Raw genomic sequence first — 1,834 nt, forward strand, 5'->3', positions numbered from 1 at the left:
GTTCAACGTCCAACGCGTGTTTGCTCAGCGAGAAAGACTTATAGAACAGGCTCCGGTGACGTCTTGCCCCGGCGATCGCGTCGGCAATTTGTCGTGGCGAAACCCAAGCGGCATCCACCAAGATGCGGTCGGAAACGTTCAGCGTTTCGATCGCGTCGTGGCCGTCGTTGGACCACAACAGCACCTTGCCATCGTCGCTGGCGGTGACGAGAAACGGTTCACAAAAACGAAACGGCGGCTCGCCCGATTTCGGTTTGGCAAGCTTGCGACAGGGGGCAAGGTAAAGCACGTCCCCGACCGTGTTCTCGTGCCCGCGGTAATCACGGATCAGTCGAATCGCGAACGATTCGGTGGGCAGCGAATGGGGATCGTCGGCGGACTTGTCTTCGGGCGGCGACGCCTCGTCAGCCGTACCCGTCTTCTTGGGCGGCGCCGACTCAGTTGCTGACTCAGTCGCTGACTCGGTTGCCGGCGCGGACGCCTTGGCGGATTGCGGAGGCGACTCGGCGGCGGAAATCCCCGTCAGCGACCAACGCGAAACATTGCCATCACGACCGCTGACGATCAATTCGTCTCCGTCGGGAGAGAAGCGAACCTGCGAGGCCGCTCGCTGACTGGCCTGGAACTGACTGGGCGGGTGCCTCAGCGGCATTCGCAAATCCTTGACATAAGTCATTCCGATGTCGTCGCACCAAGCGATCCGATGCGTTTGGGGGTGAAAGTCCAATCCACGCATGCCCAGCCCACGCCAGAGCAACCCTTCGTGGCGGAACGCATCGGGGGTGACCCGCCAATGTTCCACAAACCCCATCGATCCCATCGGCGCCTCAAAACGTCCGCGGGTCGTAATAAACCTGGTGTCATCGGTGAATTGCAAGGCGGTGATCGCGGGCCGGTCGGCCCATTGGCGTTCAAGCGTGAGGGTGAACTCGCCCGCATCATTTGGCTGCAACAAGACCAACCAACTGTGCTCATCGATGGCGCGCGTTCCACTGGCGTTGGACCCGCCGCCGACCAGCAGTCGTTTCGAATCGGGGGAAAAGGCGATCGCATGACCGCGTCGCAACTTGGGCACGACGATCCGCTGGTCCTGTTCGTTTTCCTGCAGATCCCAAACCGTCACGGCGCCGTCTCGATCGATCCAGCACAACCATTTTTCGTCCGGGCTGACGGCCAACGCGTGGACCGAGCCCTGCGATCGCACGAGAATCTGTGCGGGACCGAGCCCGCGTCGTTGATCCTCGTCGGCGTTGAAGAACTCTCGATCGGACGGCAGCTTCCATTTTAAAATCGTCCCATCGCTGCAGGCGGCAAACATCCATTGGTGTTGACGCGAAACGGCCAACGCGTTGATCGCCACTGACGAGGAGACGCCCAAGACGTCGGCGTTGAGCACAGTCGAGGGTGAGTGGGAAATGAGATCGAGCAGTCGCCATTCCCAATTCCGCATCGAATCGGGAATGTTGCGCAAAAGTTCCAGCCCGCGGGTGCGGTCGCCTTCGGCCAACTCATGCGACGCCCGCGACAGTTCGACCATGTGGCGATGGACCAGCAACGCCTCGCGCTCGGCTTCGCTTTGTTCATTTTGGCGGACCAATCGATTGGCACGATCGCTCAGTTGGATGTGCCGCACCTGGGCGACCAGGATTCCCATCAGCAGTATCAGAACCACCGGGATTCCCATCACCAACAACGCATAGGCGGGATGAAGTCGACCCCAAACCCAAATGTTTTCCAACAGCGACACCTTGCGTGCCAGGATCGGCTCGCGTCTGCGAAACCGCTGCAAATCATCGCGCAGATCGGCCGCCGATCGGTAGCGTGCGGTGGGTGA

At 60.6% G+C, this 1,834-nt stretch carries 1 protein-coding gene; it reads right to left on the minus strand.

The window, feature by feature from the left end; all coding sequences use genetic code 11:
- A partial coding sequence (locus ABX749_RS31535) for a hypothetical protein (protein ID WP_372899528.1) occupies positions 1-1,834 on the minus strand: 1,834 nt, incomplete at both ends.

Source organism: Stieleria sp. (genome assembly GCF_041595215.1).
GTDB lineage: Bacteria > Planctomycetota > Planctomycetia > Pirellulales > Pirellulaceae > Stieleria > Stieleria magnilauensis.